This window comes from Methylobacterium sp. SyP6R, from assembly GCF_019216885.1.
Taxonomy (GTDB): Bacteria; Pseudomonadota; Alphaproteobacteria; order Rhizobiales; family Beijerinckiaceae; genus Methylobacterium.
Genome location: NZ_JAAQRC020000001.1, coordinates 4,954,664 through 4,976,123, shown reverse-complemented (window position 1 = coordinate 4,976,123; position 21,460 = coordinate 4,954,664). Strand labels below are relative to the sequence as shown.

17 protein-coding genes are annotated in these 21,460 nt (G+C 71.0%); 7 read left to right on the top strand and 10 right to left on the bottom strand.

Annotated elements, in window-relative coordinates; translation table 11 throughout:
- The first annotated feature begins 41 nt into the window (after nucleotides 1-41).
- Nucleotides 42-377 carry an Hpt domain-containing protein gene (locus tag HBB12_RS22825; protein WP_236991449.1) on the top strand — a complete coding sequence of 112 codons (336 nt, stop codon included), beginning with the start codon at nucleotides 42-44 and terminating at the stop codon, nucleotides 375-377.
- Nucleotides 378-382: 5 nt separating this feature from the next.
- On the opposite strand, the gene HBB12_RS22820 is transcribed toward HBB12_RS22825, so the two are convergent.
- The 4 genes from HBB12_RS22820 to HBB12_RS22805 all read right to left on the bottom strand — a co-directional run bounded on the left by HBB12_RS22820 (nucleotide 383) and on the right by HBB12_RS22805 (nucleotide 5,412).
- The gene (locus HBB12_RS22820; RefSeq protein ID WP_236991448.1) at nucleotides 383-2,038 is read right to left on the bottom strand and encodes a DEAD/DEAH box helicase; all 1,656 of its coding nucleotides are present in this window, start codon (nucleotides 2,036-2,038) and stop codon (nucleotides 383-385) included.
- A 349-nt stretch (nucleotides 2,039-2,387) separates the two neighbouring features.
- Nucleotides 2,388-3,236, bottom strand: a complete 849-nt coding sequence (locus HBB12_RS22815; RefSeq protein WP_236991447.1) for a transglutaminase-like domain-containing protein — start codon at nucleotides 3,234-3,236, stop codon at nucleotides 2,388-2,390.
- 161 nt (nucleotides 3,237-3,397) lie between these two features.
- Entirely contained in the window at nucleotides 3,398-4,732 is a 1,335-nt protein-coding gene (locus tag HBB12_RS22810) for an Nramp family divalent metal transporter (RefSeq protein ID WP_236991446.1), read from the bottom strand.
- A 191-nt stretch (nucleotides 4,733-4,923) separates the two neighbouring features.
- Nucleotides 4,924-5,412 (bottom strand): nucleoside deaminase, encoded by a 489-nt coding sequence (locus HBB12_RS22805; RefSeq protein ID WP_236991445.1) that lies wholly within the window; start codon nucleotides 5,410-5,412, stop codon nucleotides 4,924-4,926.
- A 44-nt stretch (nucleotides 5,413-5,456) separates the two neighbouring features.
- On the opposite strand from HBB12_RS22805, the gene HBB12_RS34315 reads away from it, so the two are divergent.
- Together HBB12_RS34315 and rsmD are read left to right on the top strand one after the other, a co-directional pair.
- Nucleotides 5,457-7,610: a pseudouridine synthase gene (locus tag HBB12_RS34315; RefSeq protein ID WP_272913293.1), complete on the top strand. Its 2,154-nt coding sequence runs from the start codon at nucleotides 5,457-5,459 to the stop codon at nucleotides 7,608-7,610.
- Nucleotides 7,611-7,619: 9 nt separating this feature from the next.
- A complete protein-coding gene (gene rsmD, locus HBB12_RS22790) occupies nucleotides 7,620-8,177 on the top strand; it encodes a 16S rRNA (guanine(966)-N(2))-methyltransferase RsmD (RefSeq protein ID WP_236991444.1) in 558 nt (185 codons plus the stop codon).
- On the opposite strand, the gene HBB12_RS22785 is transcribed toward rsmD, so the two are convergent.
- Entirely contained in the window at nucleotides 8,167-8,991 is an 825-nt protein-coding gene (locus HBB12_RS22785; RefSeq protein ID WP_236991443.1) for a trypsin-like serine peptidase, read from the bottom strand. The two genes, rsmD and HBB12_RS22785, sit on opposite strands and share 11 nt — an antisense overlap.
- A 296-nt stretch (nucleotides 8,992-9,287) precedes the next feature.
- Here HBB12_RS22785 and HBB12_RS22780 point away from each other — a divergent pair, with 296 nt between their 5' ends.
- The 3 genes from HBB12_RS22780 (at nucleotide 9,288) to HBB12_RS22770 (ending at nucleotide 11,430) form a co-directional block, all read left to right on the top strand.
- Nucleotides 9,288-9,959 carry a hypothetical protein gene (locus HBB12_RS22780; RefSeq protein ID WP_236991442.1) on the top strand — a complete coding sequence of 224 codons (672 nt, stop codon included), beginning with the start codon at nucleotides 9,288-9,290 and terminating at the stop codon, nucleotides 9,957-9,959.
- A 251-nt stretch (nucleotides 9,960-10,210) separates the two neighbouring features.
- On the top strand, nucleotides 10,211-10,588 hold the full coding sequence (locus HBB12_RS22775) for a Rap1a/Tai family immunity protein (protein WP_236991441.1): 378 nt from the start codon (nucleotides 10,211-10,213) through the stop codon (nucleotides 10,586-10,588).
- A gap of 69 nt (nucleotides 10,589-10,657) precedes the next feature.
- A protein-coding gene (locus tag HBB12_RS22770) for an IS5 family transposase (RefSeq protein ID WP_442919308.1) occupies nucleotides 10,658-11,430 on the top strand; the annotation gives its coding sequence in 2 pieces (ribosomal slippage) (nucleotides 10,658-10,987 and nucleotides 10,990-11,430; 771 coding nt in all).
- A 115-nt stretch (nucleotides 11,431-11,545) separates the two neighbouring features.
- Here the strand turns inward: HBB12_RS22770 and HBB12_RS22765 are convergent.
- Complete coding sequence (locus tag HBB12_RS22765; RefSeq protein WP_236991440.1) at nucleotides 11,546-12,763, bottom strand: BaiN/RdsA family NAD(P)/FAD-dependent oxidoreductase; 1,218 nt, start codon at nucleotides 12,761-12,763, stop codon at nucleotides 11,546-11,548.
- Nucleotides 12,764-12,981: 218 nt separating this feature from the next.
- Between HBB12_RS22765 and HBB12_RS22760 the strand changes: the two genes are divergently transcribed.
- Nucleotides 12,982-14,046 carry a TerC family protein gene (locus HBB12_RS22760; protein WP_236991439.1) on the top strand — a complete coding sequence of 355 codons (1,065 nt, stop codon included), beginning with the start codon at nucleotides 12,982-12,984 and terminating at the stop codon, nucleotides 14,044-14,046.
- 300 nt (nucleotides 14,047-14,346) lie between these two features.
- Here the strand turns inward: HBB12_RS22760 and glgX are convergent, their stop codons facing one another.
- From glgX to HBB12_RS22740, 4 genes are all read right to left on the bottom strand, one after another.
- Nucleotides 14,347-16,452 carry a glycogen debranching protein GlgX gene (gene glgX / locus HBB12_RS22755; RefSeq protein WP_236991438.1) on the bottom strand — a complete coding sequence of 702 codons (2,106 nt, stop codon included), beginning with the start codon at nucleotides 16,450-16,452 and terminating at the stop codon, nucleotides 14,347-14,349.
- A gap of 89 nt (nucleotides 16,453-16,541) precedes the next feature.
- On the bottom strand, nucleotides 16,542-17,585 hold the full coding sequence (dusA, locus tag HBB12_RS22750) for a tRNA dihydrouridine(20/20a) synthase DusA (protein ID WP_236992865.1): 1,044 nt from the start codon (nucleotides 17,583-17,585) through the stop codon (nucleotides 16,542-16,544).
- 107 nt (nucleotides 17,586-17,692) lie between these two features.
- Complete coding sequence (locus HBB12_RS22745; RefSeq protein ID WP_236991437.1) at nucleotides 17,693-18,358, bottom strand: Hint domain-containing protein; 666 nt, start codon at nucleotides 18,356-18,358, stop codon at nucleotides 17,693-17,695.
- 660 nt (nucleotides 18,359-19,018) lie between these two features.
- Complete coding sequence (locus HBB12_RS22740; protein ID WP_236991436.1) at nucleotides 19,019-21,367, bottom strand: methyl-accepting chemotaxis protein; 2,349 nt, start codon at nucleotides 21,365-21,367, stop codon at nucleotides 19,019-19,021.
- Between the last annotated feature and the right edge of the window lie 93 nt (nucleotides 21,368-21,460).

Genomic DNA, 21,460 nt, shown 5'->3' with positions numbered 1-21,460 from the left:
ACGCGCAACGACACGTTGCGGCGCATTTGGAGCCGGACGCCATGGCGACGACGCCCCCCTCCCTCGACGCCGCGACCTATGCCGACCTGCGCCAGGCGGTCGGCGACGAGGCGATGCCGATGCTGCTCGGGCGCTTCCAGACCCAGTTGCGCGACTGGTCGGTGCGGGGCGAGCCGGCGGCGCTCGGCGCCGCGGCGCACGGGGTGATCGCCTCCTCGGGGCTGATCGGCTTCGCCCGGCTGTCGCGCCTCTGCGCCGCCCTGGAAATCGCCTGCCAGGACGGCGACCTGGAGGCGATCCGGGATCTCGCCGCCGCCGTCGCCGCCGAGAAGGTTCTGGCCGAGGCCGAGGTCGCCCGCCTGATCGCGGCGGGCTGATCCGCTCAGGCGACGCGCCGGGTATCGGTCCAGATCGCCCCGTCGGCGAGGCGGTAATCGACGCTCTCGGAGAGCCGGCCGGTCGGCACCACCCGGACCGCCTCCGGCAGGGCGAGCTCGTCGCAGCGCGCCAGGGCTTCGTCGACGTCGAGGGGCGCTGGCATCTCGCCGCCGAGGCGGCGCCACCATTGCACCGCCTTCTCGCGGGCGAAGCCCGAGGCTTCGAGGTCGAGGCTCACGGTCATCGCGTCCTCGTCGCCCTCCAAAGCCACCACCAGGAGGTCGGGGCCGCGGGCCCGCGTCTCGCGCCGGAAGCGCCAGCCGGCGACCGCCCACCAGCGCGCATGCGCCTCGCGCACCACCGCGACGGTGCCGGCGGAGAGCACCGCGGTCTCGTCGTCGGCCACCGCCTCGTGCGGCAGCTCCGCCTCGTCCGCTTCCTCGGGCTCGACCCAGCAGCCCTCGCAGGTGCTGGCATTCAGCGCGATCAGCGCGCCGCAGCCGGGACAGGGCTTGGCCCGGGGCCCGCCGGTATCGCCGAGGAGGCGGGCGCGGGCCACCGCATTGGCCGAGAGCACGTCGATCGGTCCGTGCCGGCGCACCAGGCCGGCATAGTCGAGCACCAGGGCGTCGGTCTTGCCCGTCGCGAGGCGCAGGCCCCGGCCGACCTGCTGCACGTAGAGGCCGGTGCTCTGGGTCGGGCGCAGGAGCGCGATCAGGTCGACCTCCGGCACGTTGAAGCCGGTCGCCAGCACCCCGACCGAGGTGAGGCAGCGCAGGCGCCCGGCCCGGAAATCGCGCACGATCCGGTCGCGCTCGCGCTTGCCCGTCTCGCCGGAGATCGATTCGCAGGAGAACCCTTCGGCCCGGATCGCGTCGCGCACGGCGTCGGCGTGCTTCACACCGGCGCAGAAGGCGAGCCAGGCCCGGCGCTCGGCACCGTACGTCACCATCTCGGCCACCGCCGCCCTGGTGATGACGTCGCGGTTCACCGCCGCTTCGAGAGCGCCCGGCACGTAGTCGCCGGCCCGTAGGGGCACGCCGCTGACGTCGAGGATCGTGGCGGTGGCCTTCGAGACCAGGAGCGCGAGATAGCCCTCGCGGATCAGGTCGCCGACCTGCGCCTCGTACACGATGGCATCGAAGACGCGGCCCTTTCCCTCGTCGAGGCGGCCGCTGTCGAGGCGGTAGGGCGTGGCGGTCAGCCCGACGAGGCGCATCCCGGGCGAGCGCACCCGCACCGCGTCGAGGAAGCGGCCGTAGCGGGTCTCGGCGTCGCGGGGGATCAGGTGGGCCTCGTCGACGATCACCAGGTCGAAGCCGCCGGTCGCCTCGACCCGGTTCCAGACCGACTGGATGCCGCAGAACAGGATCGCCTTCGTTTCCTCCCGCCGCCCGAGCCCGGCCGAGACGATGCCGGCCGGCGCCTCGGGCCAGAGGTTCATGAGCTCGGCGTGGTTCTGGGCGATCAGCTCGCGGGTATGGGTGACGACGGCGATCCGGGCCTGCGGAGTGCGGGCCATCGTCTCCCGCACCAGGGTGGCGATGACGAGGCTCTTGCCGGCCCCGGTCGGCAGCACGATCAGGCCGTTGCGGCCGCCGCGCGCCCAATCGGCCTGGAGCGCGTCGAGGCTCGCGCGCTGGTAGGGGCGAAGCAGCATCGCGCCGCCATAGCCGGAGAATGCGCGGGCATCCAGGCTTGACAGCGGGGGAGGTGGGCTCGCCGATTCGTCGTGTTACCCGCGCATCAGAGGCATGACCGGCGCGATCATGGAGCGGGTGCTCCCCTCTCCCCGCGGGCGGGGAGAGGCCTGAGCTCCGAAGGGGCTCAGGGAGCCCGGCAGCGAACCGCAGGTTCGCCGCGAGGGTGAGGGGGAGGTGCCGAACGTGGCTCCTCCGGAAACACCCCCTCACCCTCGCTCCGGCTTTGCCTCCGCTTGCTGCGTCACCTGAACGGTGACACAGCCCTCTCCCCGCCTGCGGGGAGAGGAGAGAAACCGCGCCCGACCGTCACTCCGCCGCCTGCAGCCATTCCACCTGCTGCGGCGCGTCGCCCACCACCTCGTCGGTATGGACCTCGAACTTGGCGAGCCAGGCCGGGCCGAAGCTCGTCGAGATGGCGACGTCGGTAGCGTCGCGCCCGCGCGCCATGACGATGCGGCCGATCCGCGGCTTGTTGTGGCGCGCGTCGAACGTGTACCAGCGCCCACCCAGATAGACCTCGAACCAGGCCGAGAAATCCATCGGGTCGGGCACGGCCGGCACGCCGATATCGCCGAGATAGCCGGTGCAGTAGCGCGCCGGGATGTTCATGCAGCGGCAGAAGGTGACGGCGAGGTGCGCGAAGTCGCGGCACACGCCCTCGCGCTGGTTGAAGCCGTCGAGGGCCGAGCGGGTGGCGTCGGCGCGCTGGTAGTCGAAGCGGATGTGGTTGTGGACGTAAGTCACGATGGCCTGGACCCGGGCCCAGCCCTCCGGCGTATGGCCGAAGAGCTGCCAGGCGGTGTTCGACAGCTTGTCGGTATCGCAATAGCGGCTGGCCAGCAGGAAGGGCAGCACCTCGTCGGGCAGGTCCTGCACCGGGTGCTGCACGGCATCCGGCGCATAGTCGTCCACCTGTCCGCTATCCTGGACCAGGAAATCGGCCGAGAAGGTGATGCGGCCGCCCGGGGCGGTGACGCGGGTGCAGAGGTTGCCGAAGGAATCGACGAACTGATGCGCGGGGACCGGCGGGTCGATGGTCATGGTGTCGGGCGTGATCAGGTCGCCGGCCCGGTCCGGATGCACGTTGAGCATCAGGACCATCGGGGTCGGGCCGGGCGTGTCGAAGGCGATCGAGTAGCCGGTGCGGATTTTCATCGTGGCGTCCACGCAAGTCGAAAAACGTGGTGCATAAAGCCCGATCGGCCGCTCTTGTTCCGAGTTCTCGCTCCGTTAGACTCTACGACTCCGCCCAAATGTTGTGCAGACGCCACACCTCTGCGCTTGCGTCTGCTTTCCGACGCTCGCCGACATCCGCGTCAGCCACTCGCCAGGGTGTCGGCGAGGAGCTTCAGGTTCAGGACCACGATCACGGCGGCGATGGCCCAGGACAGGGCCGTCAGCCAGCGCGGGATGACGAAGACGCCCATCTTGCCCCGGTCGGAGACGAAGCGCACCAGCGGGATCACCGCGAAGGGCAGCTGCATCGACAGGACGACCTGACTCAGCACCAGGAGCCGGGCGGTGCCGGCATCGCCGTAGAGCGCGGTGACGAACACCACCGGCACGATGGCGATGCTGCGGGTGACGAGGCGGCGCGCCCAGTCGGGCAGGCGCAGGCGCAGGAACCCCTCCATCACGATCTGGCCGGCGAGCGTCGCGGTGACCGTGGAATTGAGGCCCGAGGCGAGGAGCGCCAGCGCGAACAGGGTCGAGGCGAGGCCGACGCCCAGCAGCGGCGAGAGCAAGGCATGCGCCTCCTCGATCTCCTGCACCCCGGTATGGCCGGTGCCGTGGAAGACCTTGGCCGCCATGATCAGGATCGCCGCGTTGACGAACAGCGCGAGCGTGAGTGCGATGGTCGAATCGGCGGTGGCGAAGCGGATCGCGCTGCGCTTGCCCGCCTCGTCGCGGGGATAGGCGCGGGTCTGCACGATCGAGGAATGCAGGTAGAGATTGTGCGGCATCACCGTGGCGCCGATGATACCGATGGCGAGGTAGAGCGCCGCCGGGTTGGTGACGATCTCAGGGGAGGGCACGAAGCCGCCGAGCACGTCGCGGATCGGCGGCGCGGCCATGGCGATCTGGACCGCGAAGCAGGCGAAGATGATCGACAGCAATGCGATCACGAAGGCTTCGAGCGCCCGAAAGCCCCGGCGCATCAGGAGCAGGATCAGCAGCACGTCGAGGCCGGTCAGGACCGCCCCGGCGAGCAGCGGCAGGCCGAACAGGAGCTTGAGGGCGATGGCGGTGCCGATCACCTCGGCGAGGTCGCAGGCGATGATCGCCGCCTCGCAGGCGAGCCAGAGCGCGATCCCGACCGGGCGCGAATAGGCGTCGCGGCAGGCCTGCGCGAGGTCGCGGCCGGTGGCGATGCCGAGCCGCGCGGCGAGCGCCTGGAGCACCACCGCCATCAGGTTCGACAGCAGGATGACGGCGAGCAGGGTGTAGCCGAACTGCGCGCCCCCGGCGATGTCGGTGGCCCAGTTGCCCGGATCCATGTAGCCGACCGAGACCATGTAGCCGGGGCCGAGGAACGCGAGGAGCCGCCGCGGCCACGAGCCGGTGGCCAGCACCGGCACGCTCGCATTCATCGCCCCGAGGCTCGGCTCCGCCGCCCCGTCACCGGCGCGCCATGCCCATCCGTCCCGCATCCACCCGCGCTCCTCACGATTCCGCCCTGCTTCGGGCAGGCTCATATAGCCACTGCTATATTGATTTGAGAAGGCTGAATTCCAGGGTGCTTTCCCGAGTGCCCCGGCATCGACACGTCGATGCGGGGGCGTCCGGTGCAGGGGCGCCGGCGCCCGTTCAGGCTTGCCTCAATCCTTCGCGGCGTGAGGGGTCAGGAGCGCCGATCGCGAAAGAAGTCGCGCAGGAGCGCGGCGGCCTCGCTCTCGCGAAAGCCGCCATAGACCTCCGGGGCGTGGTGGCAGGTCGGCTGGTTGAAGAAGCGGGGCCCGTGCTCGACGGCGCCGCCCTTCGGGTCGGCGGCGGCGAAATAGAGCCGGCGGATGCGCGCGACGCTGATCGCGCCGGCGCACATCGCGCAGGGCTCGAGGGTGACGTAGAGGTCGCAGCCGGTCAGGCGCTCGTCGTCGAGGGCGGCGCAGGCGGCGCGGATCGCCAGGATCTCGGCATGCGCCGTCGGGTCGCGGTCGGCCCGGGGGCGGTTGCCGGCGACCGACAGTACGATCCCGTCCCGCACCACGACGGCGCCCACCGGCACCTCACCGCGGGAGGCCGCCTCGCGCGCCGCGTCGAAGGCGAGGCCGAGGGGATCCGGGCGCAGAGCCCCGCTTGGTGACAGGTCCCCCCTTGCAAAATCGCGCATCGGTTCCACTCGCGTCGACAGACCCCGTCTGGTATCAGGCGCGCATGAACGACATCAACGACGACGAGACCGGGGCGCCGCAACAGCGTCGCGGACGGAATGAGGCATCCGCGGGCTCCCCGGAGGGGCAGGCTTCCAGCAAGCGTGGGACGGCATCGGCCAAGGTAGCGGCCAAGCCGGCCGCGGCGGCCGAGCCGGAGCCGGAGCGCATCGCCAAGGCGATCGCCCGGGCGGGCGTGGCCTCGCGCCGCGACGCCGAGGCGATGATCGCTGAAGGCCGGGTGACCCTGAACGGCCAGCGCCTCGATTCGCCGGCCGTGAACGTGACGCCCGACGACCGCATCACGATCGACGGCGAGCCGCTGCCGACCCGTGAGCGCACCCGCCTGTGGCTGTTCCACAAGCCCCGCGGCGTCGTCACCACCGCCCGCGACCCGGAAGGGCGCCAGACGGTGTTCGACGCCCTGCCCGAGGACATGCCCCGGGTGGTGGCGATCGGCCGTCTCGACATCAACACCGAGGGGCTCCTGCTCCTCACCAACGACGGCGGGCTCGCCAAGGTCATCGCCCATCCGGAGACCGGCTGGCTGCGCCGCTACCGCGTGCGCGCCTTCGGCGACGTCGACCAGGCGATGCTGGATGGCTTGCGCAAGGGCGTGACCATCGACGGGATGGAATACGGCCCGGTCGAAGCGACGATCGACCGGGCGCAGGGCGACAACGTCTGGCTGACGCTCGGCCTGCGCGAGGGCAAGAACCGCGAGGTCAAGCGGATCCTCGAACATCTCGGCCTGTCGGTGAACCGGCTGATCCGGCTCTCCTTCGGCCCGTTCCAGCTTGGCGAGCTCGAGGTCGGGCTGGTCGAGGAGATCCGCACCCGCGTGCTGAAGGACCAGCTCGGCAACACGCTGGCCGAGCAGGCCGGTGTCGACTTCACCAGCCCGGTGCGCGAGCCGATCGCGCCGTTCGGCTCGCCGAAGGCCGCTGCCCGGGCGGCGCAGGAGGGGGCGCCCCGCGGGCGCGACCCGGCCCGGCCGCAATTCGGCAAGCCGCCCACGGCCCAGGCCGGCCGCCGGGCTCCCGTGCGGACGGTCTGGCGCGACACCGAGGCCGAGGCCGCCGGCGACCTGCCGAATCGCGGCCGGGTGCACCGGCGCGGCGACAGCCCGCAGGAGATCCGCGCCGCCATGGCGGATGCCCCGCGCAAGCGCGTCGGCGCCATCGCCTCGGGCGACCGCCGGGTGCTGGTCGAGCGCCTGGTGCCCACGCCGCAGGACGAGGCGGCGCCTCATCGCCGCACGAAGTTCCGCGGCGACGACCGGGACGGGGCGCCGAACCGGGGCCCAAATGCCAACCGGGGGCCTGGCGGCGACGACCGCCCGATGCGCCGTTCCCGCGACGACTTCGCGCCGCGGGGCGGTGCCAAGGCCGGCCTCGGCGACGACGGCGGCCGCGGCCGCGGCTTCGGCCGGCCCGGCGGGCGCCCCGAGGGCGGCGAAGGCCGCGGTTTCGGCGGCAACAAGGGCTTCGGGGGCCGTGGCGGCGAAGGCCGTTCGTTCGAGGGCCGTGGTCCCGGCGGCGGCGGACGCTCGTTCGAGGGCCGCTCCGGCGGTGAGGGTCGTTCCTTCGGGGGCGAGGGGCGCGGTCCCGGTGGCGGCGGTCGCTCCTTCGAGGGCCGCTCCGGTGGCGAGGGCCGTTCCTTCGGGGGCGAGGGGCGCGGTCCGGGCGGCGGCGGTCGCTCGTTCGAGGGCCGGTCCGGCGGTGAAGGTCGCTCCTTCGGCGGCGGGAATCGCGGATTCGGCGGCAAGGGCGAAGGCCGTCCGGGCGGCGCTGGCCGTTCGTTCGAGGGCCGGTCCGGCGGCGAAGGTCGTTCCTTCGGGGCCGAGGGCCGTGGTGGCGGCCGCTCCTTCGAAAGCCGCCCCGGCGGCGGCGAAGGCCGGTCGTTCGGGGGCAAGCCCGGCGGCAAGTCGTTCGGCGGAAAGCCGTTCGGGGCGAAGCCCGGCGGGGCTAAGTCATTCGGCGCCAAGCCTTTCGGGGCCAAGGGCGAGGGTCGCCCCGGTGGCGGCGGCCGGCCGGGGGGCAAGCCGTTCGGCAAGCCCGGCGGCGGCTTCCGCGCCGGTGGCGGCGGCGGGTCGAAGCCCGGCGGGCGCGGTGGTCGTCCGGGCGGCGGCGGCGGCGGCCGGCCGCCGCGCGGCTGAGCCTGATCGATGCGGATCGTCGGAGGGGAGTTGCGCGGCCGCGGCCTCGCCGGGCCGCGCAGCGACGCGATCCGGCCGACCGCGGACCGGCTGCGCGAGGCGATGTTCAACGTCCTCACGCATGCCTATGACGATCCGGTCGCGGGTGCCCGCGTCCTCGACCTGTTCGCCGGCACCGGGGCGCTCGCCTGCGAGGCGATCTCCCGTGGCGCGGCCTTCGCGCTCCTCGTCGACGACGGGGCGGAGGCCCGCGGCGTGATCCGCCAGAATCTCGACACCCTCGGGCTCGGCGGGGTGACGCGGCTGTTTCGCCGCGACGCCACCCGGCTCGGCGCCGCTCCGCCCGGCGAGCGGTTCGGCCTCGTCTTCTGCGATCCGCCCTATGGCCGCGACCTCGCCCCGAAGGCGCTGAGCGCGGCGCGCGACGGCGGCTGGCTCGCCGACGATGCCCTCGCGGTGGTGGAGGAGGCGGCCTCCGCGGCGCTTGCCGCGCCCGACGGCTTTTCGGAGCTGGAGCGCCGGACCTACGGCGACACGCAGGTCGCGTTCTGGCGCCTCATTTCCTGACCATCGCGTCGAGCGCCGCGGCGATGCTGCCGGCGGCGACGCCGCGGCCCGTCCCCGAGCGGTAGGCCCGCCCGACCCGCTCGCCCCCCGTGACCGCGGTGTGGATGCCGACGAGCGACGCGCCCCCATCGGCATCGAGGACCAGGACCGGCGCCCCGGATTCCCCCGACATCGACTCGCAGGCGTCGGTGAGCTGGCCGGGAACCGGCGCGTCGATCCGCACGGCGCAGCCGTGGTCGATCACCGGCAGGTACGGCCGGTCGGCGGCGTAGCCGGCGAGCGCCACCACCGCCCCCGGCCGGCTCTTCGGCAGCTCGGCCCCCGCCAGAACGAGCCACGGCACCGGCTTGAGGGCCAGGGGCTGGCGCAGAGTGAGGATCACCCAGTCGCGCCCGATCATCTCGGAGGCGATGCCGTCGCGATGCGGCCGCGTCGCCAGCCGCAGGTCGATGCCGGGAGCGAGCCGGAACGCCTCGACCTCGGCGGTGCCGGCATTCCGGTCGCGGGCCTGGCCGGCGACGAAGAAGACCTGGTGCGGCTTGACCCAGGTATCGAGCCGGTCGTCGAACAGGCAATGGGCGGCGGTCAGCACGTGACGCGGCCCGACCAGGGTGCCGGTGCAATGGCCGCGATGCGCCGGCCCCCGCACTACGTTCACCCGCCCGATCGCCGTGAACGGCCAGGCCGTCGGCTCCATCGGCACGCGCTTGTCCAGCGCCTGTGCGTGGACCGGGGCGGCCGTCCCGAGTGCCAGGGCAAGGCCGAAGGCCGCGCGAACCGGCGCGCGAACCGGAAAGCATCCTCGCGGCGGCATCGGCATCGGCTCCCGTTGCGTCATCGTTGCTTGTCGCCTCGTCCCGGGCCGGGGTCAATGTTCACTCCTCGGCCTCCAAGACGAAGGCCAGAGATCGCGGCTTCCGGTCCATCCCCTGGCCTCTCCGCCGCCCTGCGCGGCCCGCGCTTCATCCGATCGGACAGGAGGCCGGAGGGCACGATCATAAATTGTTCATCTTTGGCGGAAAGCCCGGAACTGGCAGGCTGCCGTCGAGGTTAAACGGCCGAGTACCAGTACAGATTTCCCAAGGTCACACCACGCACTGGAGAGGCTCGATGCCGCTGCCCCAGACCATGCCGGCTGCCCGGCTTCGCGCCCTTCTCCTCGCGATGACGTCCGGTTGCCTGCTGATCGCCTCGAGCGCGGGAGCGCGGGCGGAGAATGACGGCCTCGATTTCCTCCGGCAGATCTTCTCCGGGCCGGCCGCCGCCCCGGCGCCCGTCGCGCAGCCCACCATCGTCCAGCCCTACGACGCACCGATCCGCCAGCGGGCGACCCGGCGCAACCGCCTCTCGGCCAAGGCCCTGCGCGGGCGCACCCGCTACGTCGCCCTGCCGAAGGCCGAGGTGAAGGCGAAGGACAAGGAGACGAAGCCCTTGGCGATCGCAGTGTCGCCGCTCAAGTCCCTCGATGCCCGCACCGCGCTCCTGCGCGACCCGACCCTGCGCCCGGGCGACATCGTCATCATGCCCGAGGGGCCGCGGGTGTTCCGGGGCGACCCCGATTCCGACACGCACGCGATGCGCGACTTCCAGGACGTGAACCGTCCCGGCGTGGTGGCGGCCAAGACTCGCAAGGAATTGCTGGCGATGACGGCGCCGATCGGTGCGCTGCCGGCCGACGCCGCCCGCCGGATGATGGCCCAGTACCAGAAGGCCTCGGCGACGACGGTGCCGACCCCGCGCGTCGAGGCGGCGCTTGCCCGGGTGGTGTATCCGGCGCGCTGATCATCCCCACATTTCGCTGTTCCAAGCCTGCGGCAACGAGGGTGTGACTCGTCGCGAGCGACGCGGCGCAACGTCTGGCTGCGCTTGCTAGGATGGGGTGGGCCGCAGGCAGGCGGCCTCCCGCGTCGAGTTGTGTCCGCATGTCGATTCCGAGCAGGTTCCCGAACCGTCCCCGCGGGTTCTCGAACCGCGCCCCGTCACTCCGCGAGACTCTGCGACGCTTCGCTTCACGGTCTCCTCTCGCCCTTCTCGTGGCTGCGACGATGGCGGTCGGGGCGGCGATGGCCCCGGCGCCGGCGCGGGCCGCCGAGGGCGCGGTCCTGGTGGCGCAGTGCAAGAACCTGCTGCGCGGCGCCAAGGTGCGGGGCAACGACGTCGAGTTCCGCCAGGATCCGGAAACGGTCGGCTGCTGGGCCTTCATGGGCGCGGTGCAGGATCTCGCCGGCGTCGCCGATACCGCCAACCAGCCGCCGATCCTCGGCGCCTGCCTGCCGCCCGACGGCAACCGACTGCAACTCGTGCGGGCGGTGGTGAAATACGGCGCAGCCCACCCGCCGGCCCTGCGCGAGCCGGCCGGCGTCCTGGCCCTGCTGGCCCTGCGCGACGCGTTTCCATGCCGGAAGGACTAGGCGGTGTGGACTCTTGGGGTTCCTTTTGCGGGTGAGGAGTGATTCAAGGCTGCTTTTTGGGGGGCCGCCTTGGGAGTTCTGGATCGTCTCGTTCTCAGCGATGGTCAGTGGGAGCGCTTATCCCCCCTGATCATCGGCCGGCCGGATCAACGCGGCTCGACCGGACGCGACAACCGCATGTTCGTGGAGGGCGTGCTCTGGATCGTGCGCACCGGCGCACCGTGGCGCGACCTGCCCGAGGCGTTCGGCGACTGGAACAGCGTGTTCCGCCGCTTCAGTCGCTGGAGCCAGAAGGGCGTGTGGTGGCGCATTTTCGAGGCGATGGCTGACGATCCCGACTTTGAGTACCTGATCGTCGACTCCACGATCGTGCGCGCTCACCAACATGCGGCGGGCGCAAAAAAAGGGGGTCTGATGATCCGCCCGATCAGGCACTGGGCCGGTCCCGCGGCGGCCTGAGCACCAAGATCCACTTGGTCGTACGCGGCCTTGACTGTCCGGTCCGGTTTGCCCTCACGGCGGAGCAGAAGGGCGATGCGCCCCGGGCCGGGGCGCTCCTAGCGGACCTCCCTGCTGCGGTGGTCCTGGCCGATGCGGCCTACGACAGTAATTGGCTGCGCGAGGCGATGGCCGGCAAGGGCGCCACGGCCGTGATCCCGAAAAATCCCTCACACTCCAAGAAATACGAGCTCGACACAGCGCTATATACCGAGAGACACCTGATCGAGTACTGCATTGCCAAGCTCAAGCAGTTCCGGCGTGTCGCCACACGCCATGAGAAAACAGCTTGCAACTATGCCGCCGTGGTCACCATCGCCGCCATCGTCCTATGGCTCAGGTAAATGTCCACACCGCCTAAGCAGATTTCGCCGAAGCGGTGACCGGTTCGGCGCTGAAAATCTGCGACAAAACAAGAGCCTAAGCGGGCGAAGCGTTGGCCTGCCAACGCAAGTCTGCTTAGGGCTCCCCTAGCCAGTCCAGCACCCCCTTCGCCGCCGCCCGGCCGCTGGCGAAGCTCGCCTGGAGCAGGTAGCCGCCGGTCGGCGCCTCCCAGTCGAGCATCTCGCCGGCGAGGAAGGTGCCGGGGCGCGCCCGCACCATGAAGCGGTCGTCGAGATCCGCGAAGGCGACGCCGCCGGCGGTGGAGATCGCGCGCTCGATCGGCCGCAGGCCGGTGAGTCGCAGCGGCACCGCCTTGATCAGCGCCGCCAGGGAAGCGGGGTCGGCCGGCAAGTCGCGCAAAGCCTCGCGCAGCAGGCCGGCGGCCGGTGGGCTGAGGCCCGCGGCCTTGCGCAAAACCGTCGCACGGGATTCCTTCGGCCGCGCTCCGGCGAGGCGCCGGGTGAGGGTGGCTGTGTCGAGGTCCGGCCGCAGGTCGAGATCCACCGAAACCTCGCCCTGCGCCTCGATCGCCTCGCGGATCGGCCGCGAGAGCGCGTAGACCGCGCCGCCCTCGATGCCCTCCCGGGTGATGACCGCCTCGCCCCGCACCTGGGCGGCGCCGAGGCGGAGCGCGACGCGCTTGAGCGGCGCGCCGGCGAAGCGCTCGGCGAAAACCGGCGACCAATCGGCGGTGAAGCCCGCATTGGCCGGGCGCAGCGGGTTCACGGCGATGCCCTCTTCCTCCAGCACCGGCACCCAGGCCCCGTCCGAGCCGAGCCGCGGCCAGCTCGCGCCGCCGAGGGCCAGGACCGTCGCCTCCGCCCGCAAGGTGTCCGGGCCATGCTCGCCCGTCAGTGCGAGGGCGCCGTCATCGCCCCAGCCGGTCCAGCGGGTGCGAGTGCGCAACCGTACCCCGAGACGATCGAGCCGGGAGAGCCAGGCCCGCAGCAGCGGCGAGGCCTTGAAGGCCTGCGGAAACACCCGGCCGCTCGACCCGACGAAGGTCGGTTGCCCCAAGGCCTCGCACCAGTCGCGCAGGGACTGGGGCGGAAACGCCCGGATCGCCGCGTCGAGGCACCGGGCCGGCGGGGCGTAGCGGGCGAGGAAGCGCTCCAGCGGCTCGCTATGGGTGAGATTGAGGCCGCCGCGCCCCGCGATCAGCAGCTTGCGGGCAGGGGAGGGCATCCGCTCGATCACGGTGACCCGCAGGCCCGCCTCCGCCAGGATCTCGGCGGCGGAGAGGCCCGCGGGTCCGGCCCCGATCACCGCCACATGGATGCTCGCCTGTGTCATGTCCCGTCGAAGGCCGCGACGCCGGCGGGCCTGTCAACCTGCCGCCGGGGCAGAAACGAAAAATATGGGCGCGGCCACCGGCCCCGGCCGCCCTTGATCCGCCGCCATCACGGACATAAGTCGCATCCATCGGCTGCGGGCCCCTCTGGCGAGCGGCGCAACGCGCGCTCGTGATGTCGGAGCCGATGCTTTCTTCCTCGAAGCATCACGGTCCCGCGATGGTCGATTTCCTGTATATGACGTGGCTCGGCAAGCCGATCTGGATGTGGCTGGGCTTCCACGCCGTCATCTTCATCCTGCTCGCCCTCGATCTCGGTCTCCTGCACCGCGACAAGAGCCGCGAGATCGGCGTGAAGGAGAGCCTGCTCCTCACTGCCTTCTACCTCACCCTCGGCCTTCTCTTCGGAGGTTGGGTCTGGTGGTATCTCGGCCCGCAGGCGGGCCAGGAATACCTCGCCGGCCTCGTGGTCGAGAAGTCGCTGTCGATGGACAACGTCTTCGTCATCGCGGTGATCTTCGGCTATCTCGGCATCCCCCGCAATGCGCAGCACCGGGTGCTGCTCTGGGGCATCCTGGCGGCGATCGTGCTGCGCGGCCTGATGATCGGGCTCGGCGCCGCCCTCGTCCACCAGGCCGAGTGGGTGCTGACGATCTTCGCCGCCTTCCTGATCTATGCCGGCATCAAGATGCTGGTCTCCGGCGACGAGGAGGAGGGCGAGAACACGTCTGCCGACCGCTTCACCGCCTTCATGCGCCGGCACATGCGGGTGACGGACGAGCTCGACGGCCAGAACTTCACCACCCGCAAGCCCGATCCGAAGACCGGCCGGCCGGCTTTGTGGCTCACCCCGCTCGCCCTGGCGCTGGTGCTGGTGAACGGTGCCGACGTGATCTTCGCGGTCGACAGCGTGCCGGCGATCTTCGCCATCACCACCGATACCTACGTGGTCTACACCTCGAACATCTTCGCGATCTTAGGGTTGCGCGCTCTCTACTTCGCACTCGCGGCGATGGTCGACCGCTTCGCCTACCTCAAGACCGCGCTCGCCCTGATCCTGATCTTCATCGGCCTGAAGATCGTGGTGGCCGACACGTTCGAGCTGGTCGAGATCCAGCCCTGGGTCGCGCTGGTGGTCACCGTGGTCCTGCTCGCCGGCGGCATCGTCTACAGCCTGTGGCGCACCCGCGGCGCGGCGGAGGTACCGGCTGAAGCCCCGCCTCAGGGCCAGCTCCCACCCCGGGCCGACTTGCCGCGGGAACGGCTCGGCAGCAGCCACGGGTGAGGGGAAGACGGGGGCGCTGCGGCGCCCCCTGACGCATCGGTCCGATGTAATACCAACGGTCGTTGAAAACGACCGTTGGTTCCGTTCTCGAATTTTCGCCAAGTCTCGAATTTTCGCCAAGCCCGAGGTCCCGGACTTCTGGGCTTGGTGTCGAAAATTCGAGATGGGTCGACGGCCCCGTCGATCTCGGGCACTCCCAAAATCGAATCGATGCGTCAGCATCTTGGCCCGTTGGTACGACTCGGAGGGTTTGAATGCTGTTACTCAGTCGACGGGACTCTCAGCAGCAGGCCTACCCCCTCACACCGCCCCACCCTTCGCCCCGCGCGTGGTCCGCGCCAGGACCAGCAGCGCGCGTTCGGGCAGGCGCACCATCCCGCCGCCGCGAACCGCCTCCCGGGCGACCGGCCTGCCATCGGGCACCGTCGTGTCGAAGAGCGGCGTCCACGGCCCGCCGATGACCTTGGCGAGGTGGAAGTCGATTCCCCCCCCGCCGGCATTGGCGAGGATCAGCAGGCGCCGCCCGTCCGGGGCATCGTTGCCGATCTGCATGCCGAAGGCGCGGCGCTTCCCGTCGCCCCAGGCGGCCTCGTTCATCTCGGCGCCGCAGGGCGAGAGCCAGTGCACGTCCTTGAGGCCCCCCGCCGCCACGGTCTCGCCGGTGAGGAATTTTCGGCGCCGCAGAGCCCGGTGGTCGCGGCGGAGCGCCAGGAGATGGCGCACGAACTCGGTGAGCGTGGGATCGCCGCCGTCATTCTCCCAATCGACCCAGGAGGTGGCGTTGTCCTGGCAATAAGCGTTGTTGTTGCCGCCCTGGCTGCGCGAGCGCTCGTCGCCCATCAACAGCATCGGAACGCCCTGGGCGAGCAGGATCGTGGCGAGCAGGTTGCGCTTCTGGCGCGCCCGCACGCCCCGGATCGCGGGATCGTCGGTCGGCCCCTCGACGCCGTAGTTGCGCGAGACGTTGTGGCCGTGGCCGTCGCGGTTGCCCTCGCCGTTGGCCTCGTTGTGCTTTTCCTCGTAGGCGACGACGTCGGCGAGCGTGTAGCCGTCGTGGGAGGCGATGAAGTTGACGCTGGCGGACGGCCCGCGGCCGGAGGCCGAGAAGATTTCCTTGGAGCCGGTCAGCCCCTGCGTCAGCTTCGGCAACTGGCCGGCATCGCCCCGCCAGAAGCCGCGGGCCGCGTCGCGGAACTGGTCGTTCCAGTCGCTCCAGCCGACCGGGAAGCCGCCGAGCTGGTAGCCGCCCATGCCGATGTCCCAGGGCTCGGCGATGAGCTTGACCCGCGACAGGAGCGGGTCCTGTGCCATCGCCTGGAGCACCGCGGCCCGGGGGGTGAAATCGTGGGGGGCGCGGGCAAGGCTCGAGGCGAGGTCGAAGCGGAATCCGTCGATGCGGTAGGCCTCGACCCAGTGGCGCAGCGAATCGAGCACCATCTGCATCACCCGCGGCACCGAGACGTCGAGGGTGTTGCCGCAGCCGGTGCAGTCGATGTCGCGGCGCGGGTCCTCGGGGTTCAGCTTGTAGTAGCTCGCATTGTCGATGCCGCGGAACGACAGGCTCGGCCCGGTATGGTCGGCCTCGCAGGTGTGGTTGTAGACCACGTCGATCAGCACCTCGATGCCGGCGGCATGGAGCTGACGGATCGCGCTCTTGAGCCCCGCGGCGCCGGCCGGCCCGAGATAGCGCGGCTCGGGCGAGAAGTAGTTGAGCGGCGAGTAGCCCCAGAAATTGGTCAGCTCCTTCTCGACCAGGAAGCGGTCGTCGACGAAGGCCTGGATCGGCAGGAGCTCGATCGCCGTGACGCCGAGGCGCACGAGGTGGTCGACGATCGCCGGATGCCCGAGCGCCGCGTAGGAGCCGCGCCAGGGCAGCGGCACGCCCGGATGGGTCTGGGTCAGAGCCCGGACATGCGCCTCGTAGATCACGCTGTCGACGAGGGGATGGCGCAGGGGCGGATCGTCGTGGACCGGTGCCTCGGGGGCGGTGACCACCCCCTTCGGCATCATCGGGGCGCTGTCGCGCCGGTCGAGGGCATCCTCGCGGTGGCCGCCGCGGCGATAGGGATAGAGCGCGTCGTGCCAGCGCACCCGTCCGTGGATCTCGCGGGCGTAGGGGTCGAGGAGGAGCTTGTGCGGGTTGAAGCGGTGGCCGCGTCCCGGCTCCCAGGGCCCGTGCACCCGGTAGCCGTAGAGCTGGCCCGGCAGCACCCCCGAGAGGTAGCCGTGCCAGACGTCGTCGGTGCGGCGCGGCAGCCGGACCACGTCGGTCTGCACCCGCCCCGTCGGATCGAACAGGCAGAGGTCCACCGCCGTCGCATGGGCGGAGAACAGCGCGAAATTGACCCCGCGCCCGTCGAAATGGGCGCCGAGCGGGCCCGCGGCGCCGTCATCGAGTGCGATCATCCGGTCCGTCATTCCCTCGGGCACAGCTGTTCGGAACCGAACCATGCCCGTAGGCCGGCCGGCTGCCAAGCTGGAGCCGGGTCCCGTCCTCAGGCGGCCGCGCCCGCCGGCTCGCGCGACATCTCGCGGGAGACCAGGGCCACCGCCTCCCGCAGGGTATGCAGGCCGGCATCGGGCCGGGTGCCGGCGACCGAGAGGTGGCGGCGATACGGCCGCGCCCCGGGCCTTCCGTTGAACAGGCCGAGCATGTGCCGGGTCATGGCGTGCAGGCGCAGGCCTTCCTGGAGCCGTTTCGCGATGTAGGGCTCGTAGGCCTCGATGGCCGCGAACGGATCGGCCACCGGCGCCGGCGCGCCGAACACCTCGGGATCGACGCCAAGCAGCAGGGAAGGCTCGGCGTAAGCCGCACGGCCGAGCATCACCCCGTCGAGGGCGACGCCGTCCACGGGTTCGAGCTCGGCCGTGGCGGTCGCGAGGTCCTGCAGCCCGCCGTTGAGGGCGACAGTCAAATCGGGATTCGCGGCCTTCAGGCGGTGGACCCGGCCGTAATCGAGGGGCGGGATGTCCCGGTTCTCCTTCGGCGACAGGCCCTTGAGCCAGGCCTTGCGGGCGTGCACGATCAGCGCGTCGACGCCGGCCGCCCGGACGGAGGCGGTCAGCGCATCGAGCGCGGCTTCCGGATCCTGGTCGTCGACGCCGATGCGGCACTTCACCGTCACCGGCACCGAGACCACGGCTTTCATGGCGGCGACGCAGTCCCCGACGAGGGCCGGCTCGCGCATCAGGCAGGCGCCGAAGCGCCCATCCTGCACCCGATCCGACGGGCAGCCGACATTGAGGTTCACCTCGCGGTAACCGAAGCCTTCCGCGATGCGCGCCGCCGCCGCGAGGTCGCCCGGATCCGACCCGCCGAGCTGGATCGCCACCGGATGCTCCATGGCATCGAAGCCGATCAGCCGCTCCCGCGGCCCGTGCAGCACCGCCCCGGTCGTCACCATCTCGGTGTAGAGCAGGGCACGGGCCGAGAGGGTGCGGTGGAACGCCCGGCAGTGGCGGTCGGTCCAGTCCATCATCGGGGCGACGGAGAAGCGCCAGGCGCTGCCGGCGCCGGGTCCGTTGGTCGTGTCAGCCATCATGATCGGCGGTATGCCGCATCGTACGCCGTCGTTCCAGGCGACGTGCCGCCGCTCGGTCGCGACATCGCGGGAGGGCGACCATCGCCCTCTCGTCGCGCCGGCACTCAGGCGGTGAGCCAGGCGAAGCGTTCGGCCTCGTCCCAAGCGCATTGCGCGGCGAGTGTACCGCCGAACCGGGCCGACAGGCGCGCTCGCTCCACCTCGACCACCGGCCCGTCGACCGCGACCGGCCGGCAGCGGGCGGACAGGCCCGGCACCACGAAATCGGGGTTATGGAGGGCGTGGTCCGAGGCCTCCCTGAAGAACGGGCGATCACCCCAGTCGAGGTAGCTCTCCGCGGGCAGGCCCTCGGCGAGGAGGATGTCGTGGGCGTCGAGCTCGACGTGCCAATAGGTCACGGAGGCCACCGGCTCGCGGGCGATGGTGGTGCCGTTGATCAGGCACATGATCGGCACGAGGTGGCCGCCCTCGCCCTCCGCGTCGGCCCCGACCAGCACCGGGTGGCCCGGCGAGAGGCGCAGGGCGCGGGCAGGGAGGCCCTGCCCGAAGGCGTCGGCGCCGACCCGGACGGGCTGGAGGTCGTGGGGAAGGACGCCGTCCCGCATGGCGAGGTCACGGTGACCGATCCAGGCGATGGGCCGCGACGAGCCGGAGACGGTGAGCGCCCGGTCGCCGATTTCGAGGTTTTCGACGGCGATGTCGCCGCGGGTCGTGCGGATGCGTGTACCGGTCACGAAGCAGGGGGCGTCGTTGACGAGTGTGCTCGTCACGGCAAAGTTCTTCGAGCCGAATGTGATCACATTCGTCGTCGAAGGGATCGTGCTGTAGTCGACGACAGTCTTGGTAAATTGGGCTGTATCGAGTGTGCCGAGAAGCCGCCCGCCAATAGGGGAGGTAAATGTGGCCGAAACGGTTTCATTGTTGAACTGACTTGTCCCATAGAATATGGTTCGATATTCAAGTGATCCATCGAGATTTCTTATAAGTGAGCTACTTCTAGAATCTCCAAACGTATATTGTCCAACGGTAAAATCAGAGAGTCCGGCATACCCAAAAGTGGAATTTTTATCATAATTGAAGATATAATAACCACTTATATTGACGGAATTTTCTCCTGATATGTTCGGGATAGATCCATTGAATGAGTACTTATATTGCTCAGTATTATAAAGAGGACCGCCAGCCATGTCTGTTTCTCTATTGTCTTGTGCAGTTCAAATCAGTTAAGACACATTTAAGGCCTTGAATCTCGACCTGCAATCAATGCTTGAAATTTTTCACAGAAAGTCGCAAATCTGCAACTGGTGCGGTGCTGGTCGTCGGACCGAAGCGGGAAGTCGTAAGCTTCGCCCGGGCGCACCACCGGTCATCGTTCGAACGTCCCCGCTTGCCGGGATCGCGCCCTGCACCCGCGCCACCCGGCCTGTGCCTCACGCCGCCTTCACACCCCCCAGGAACGCATCGACCTCGCCGCGCAGGCCCGTCGCGGTGCCGGCCAGCGCTTCGGCGGCGGCGAGCACCCGGGCGGCGGCCTCACCGGCGCCCTCGGCGTCGCGGCGCACGTCGCGGATGCCGGTGGAGACCACCTGCGTGCCCTGCGCGGCCTCGCCGACGTTGCGGGCGATCTCCTGGGTCGCCGCGCCCTGCTGCTCCATGGCGGCGGTGATGCCGGTGGCGATCTCGGACATCTCGCCGATCACCCCGCCGATCGCCTGCAATGCCGCGACGGCCTCGCGGGTCGCGTCCTGGATGCGGGCGATCTGGCCGCCGATCTCCTCCGTGGCCTTCGCGGTCTGGCCGGCGAGCTGCTTGACCTCGGCCGCGACCACCGCGAAGCCCCGTCCCGCCTCGCCGGCCCGGGCCGCCTCGATGGTGGCGTTCAGCGCGAGCAGGTTCGTCTGCCCGGCGATGCCCTGGATCAGGACCACGACCTCGCCGATGCGCTCGGCACCGGCGGCGAGCGCCGCGATGACGGCGTCGGTCTCCCGGGCACGGCCGACGGCATCCGTGGCCTTCTCGGCCGAATGCGCGACCTGGCGGGCGATCTCGCGGATCGAGATCGCCATCTCTTCCGTGGCCGCGGCGACGGTCTCGACATTGGCCGAGGTGCGGGAGGCGGCCTCCGCGACCTCGGCCGAGCGGGTGTTGGTGCGCGCCGCCGCCGCCGACATCGACGCGGCGGTGCCCTGCATGGTGTCGGCGGCCTGCGCCAGTCCTCGAGTCGAGGACGACATCGTCGCCTCGAAGCCCGCGGTCAGCGTCCCGAGCCGCCGGGCTCGCGCGGCTTCCGCGCGGGCGGCCTCTGCGGCCTCGGCGTCGCTGCGCGCCTTGGCGGCGAGCGCCTCCCGGAATACTCCCACGGCCCGCGCCATGCCGCCGATCTCGTCGCGCCGCTCCTGTCCCGAGACCGTGGCGGAAAGGTCGCCGGCGGCGAGCGCCCGCATCGCGTCGCCGAGCCGCCCGATCGGCCGCACGATGCCGCGGGCGAGCCACAACGCCGCCGCGATGCCGAGCGAGGCGGCGAGCGCCACCCCGATGAGGAGCAGGATCTCGGCGGAGCGCCGCTCGGACCCGATCCGGGCGATCTCGTCGTCGCCCGCGGCATGGGCGGCGATGACGAGGGCGGTCAGGTGGCGATCGCGCTCGGCGACGATCGCGCGCTGCGCGGCGTTCGCCGCCACGATCCCCGGCACCTGGCCCCTGATGTCCCGCACCTTCGCGATCAGGTCCTCGATCGACCGGCGCGCGGCGGGATCGGTCTCGACGCGGTGGATCGTCTCGATCGCCCTCAGCAGCGCATCGGCGCCGGCGACGACCGCCGCGCCCTCGTCCTTCGAGGGGGTCTTGGCGGAGGGGTCCTTGGCCGAGAACAAGTCGCCCTCGGCGATCTGAATCGACTTCGAGGCCTCGATCGCGTCCGCGCTGGCCCCGAGGAGGGCGGCTGCCCGCTCGACCCGGTCCTGCTGCTCCTGCAGGCGGACCTGGACCGTGACGCCCGCGTCGCTCTGGAGCTGCTCGACCTGCCGCAGGGCCGCCATGATGGCGGTGAACGAGGTCGTGATGGTGTCGGCCCGCCCCGCTTCGTCGGGGCTCAAGTCGATGGCGTCGAAGTAATCGTCGAGGGCGTCGATCGCGGCCTTGGCCGGAACCCGCATCGCGTCCTGTCCGCCGAGACGCTTCAGGATCGTCGACAGGAGCCGGTACCGCTCGGCAACCGCCGCCCGGTCGCCCCCGGGGGCCTGCTCGCTGTTGCGCATCTCGAGGGCGCCGCGGACCGCCGAGCCCGCGAGCGACCCGGCGGTGGCGGCCTCCTTGAGCGCCTCGACGCTGTCCTGGAGCGCCTGGCTCGCCGCCGCGAGGCGCGCCTTCTGCGCCGCGCCGATCCGGCCGGCCGCCCCCTGCACCTCCTCGATCAGGCGCAGGTGCTCGGCCTGGACCCGGGCCTTGCGGTCCTGCTCCGCCGCGTAGGCGGTGCGGGTCCGCGCGAAGGCGTCCATGCCGCCCGCCATCGCCTCAGCGCCCGGAACGGCGGCGAGGCCGGCCCGGGCCCGGGCGAGGCCGTCCGTCACGGCGCGCTCCCCCTGGCCGGAGACGTCGTGCAGCGACCGTTCGGCGGCCAGCGCCAGGTCGCCCACGCGGCCCGCGAGCGTCTGCGCCGCATTCGCGGTGTCCACGCGCTGGGCAAAGCCCGAGAGGCTGACCCAGCCCGATGCGGCGACGCCGGCGGTCAGCGCCAGCATCACCGAGAAGCCGCAGAGGAGGCGCGCCTTGATCGTCATCGGACCGTGAACCCGGGTCTTTCCGTCACCGGGATCTTGGGTATGACACCCGGCTTAAGTCCGACTTAAGACTTCGCCGGATGATAGATCTTG